Source organism: Pseudomonas sp. HMWF006 (genome assembly GCF_003061205.1).
Taxonomy (GTDB): Bacteria; Pseudomonadota; Gammaproteobacteria; order Pseudomonadales; family Pseudomonadaceae; genus Aquipseudomonas; species Aquipseudomonas monsensis.
Genome location: NZ_QAIU01000587.1, coordinates 16947 through 18720 on the forward strand (window position 1 = coordinate 16947; position 1774 = coordinate 18720).

Genomic DNA, 1774 nt, shown 5'->3' on the forward strand with positions numbered 1-1774 from the left:
GGCTCGGCGCTGGCAAGTTGGGCGACGTCAAGTTGCACTGGCCGACACTGGAAGACACTGTCGACACGTTGCGCGCCGCCAATGCGTGGGTCAGCCTGGCGCATCCGTGGCACTACGATTTCACCCGCAGCAAGCGCCGAAAGCTGATTGCCGACTATATTCAAGCGGGCGGGCACGCGATTGAAGTGGTCAATGGCTTTCAGCCCGCAGAACAGGTGGGCAGCCTGGCGATCCTTGCCCGTGAGTTCGGTCTGCTGGTCAGCGCCGGCAGTGATTTCCATGGCCCTGGAGGCTGGTCCGAGATCGGCCAGTACCGGCCGGTTCCCGAGGACCTTCCACCCCTGTGGTGTCGGTTCAAACATGACACAGTTATTGCCGCCGTCTGAACAGGTAGAGAATGTGAGTCAATTTTTCCAGATTCATCCGGAAAACCCGCAAGCGCGCCTGATCAAACAGGCGGTCGAGATCATCCGTAAGGGCGGGGTGGTGATTTACCCTACCGACTCTTCCTACGCCATTGGTTGCCAGATCGGCGACAAGACCGCCATCGAGCGGGTTCGGCGCCTGCGTCAGCTGGATGAAAAGCACAACTTCGCGCTGATCTGCAGCGACCTGTCGCAACTGGGCAATTACGCCAAGATCGACACCGGCACGTTCCGCATACTAAAGGCGCATTTGCCGGGGCCTTACACCTTTATTCTCAACGCTACCCGCGAAGTGCCTCGGCTGCTCCTGCATCCGAAGAAGCGCACCATCGGCCTGCGCGTGCCCAGCCATCCAATCGCCCTGGCGCTGTTGGCCGAACTCGGCGAGCCGCTGATGAGCGTGACCCTGATCATGCCCGGCGACGAAGACCCGCTGAGCGATCCCTATGAAATGCGTCAATTGCTTGAACACCAGGTGGACCTGATCATCGACGGCGGTTTCGGCGGGATCAAGGCGTCCACGGTGATCGACCTGACCGGCGACGATCCGGAAGTGATCCGCGTCGGTTGCGGCGACCCCGCGCCGTTCATGGTCGAAGCCTGAATGTCCGCAGTGGAAACCGTTGTCGATCCCCAGGCCGGCGCCCAGCAGGAACTGCCGTTTGCCATGGTCTATGGCCAGGCGGTCATGGAAATGCCGCTGGACCTGTACATTCCGCCGGATGCGCTGGAAGTCTTTCTCGAAGCCTTCGAAGGTCCGCTCGACCTGCTGCTGTACCTGATCCGCAAACAGAACATCAACATTCTCGACATCCCGGTGGCGGAAATCACCCGCCAGTACATGGGCTATGTCGAGTTGATGCAGTCGGTGCGTCTGGAGCTGGCCGCCGAGTACCTGGTGATGGCCGCGATGCTCGCCGAGATCAAGTCGCGCATGCTGCTGCCTCGGGCTGAAACCGTCGAAGACGAAGAAGACGACCCGCGTGCCGAACTGATCCGCCGCTTGCAGGAATACGAACGCTTCAAGGCCGCCGCCGAAGGCATCGACGGCTTGAGCCGGGTCGGCCGCGATGTGATCGTGCCCAAGCTCGACGCCCCGGAAGCCCGGGCGCGCAAGCTGTTGCCGGATGTCGCACTGGAAGAGATTTTGATGTGCATGGCCGAGGTGCTGCGCCGTGGCGATATGTTTGAAAGCCACCAGGTCAGCCGCGAGGCACTGTCCACCCGCGAGCGCATGAGCGATGTGCTGGAACGGCTCAAGGGCGGCGGTTTCGTGCCGTTCGTCGAGCTGTTCACCGCCGAAGAAGGCAGGTTGGGAGTGGTGGTGACCTTTATGGCGATCCTTGAAC

Annotated in this window: 3 protein-coding genes; all 3 read left to right on the forward strand. The window is 61.3% G+C overall.

Annotated features, from left to right (window positions below; all coding sequences use genetic code 11):
• The coding region (locus tag DBR24_RS34070) for a PHP domain-containing protein (protein ID WP_371921371.1) at window positions 1–386 on the forward strand (386 nt) is incomplete at its 5' end.
• Window positions 387–399: 13 nt separating this feature from the next.
• Complete coding sequence (locus DBR24_RS27195) at window positions 400–1029, forward strand: L-threonylcarbamoyladenylate synthase (RefSeq protein WP_007966016.1); 630 nt, start codon at window positions 400–402, stop codon at window positions 1027–1029.
• A gap of 123 nt (window positions 1030–1152) precedes the next feature.
• Window positions 1153–1774: ScpA family protein (locus DBR24_RS27200; RefSeq protein WP_256591898.1), on the forward strand; the 622-nt coding region annotated here is incomplete at its 3' end.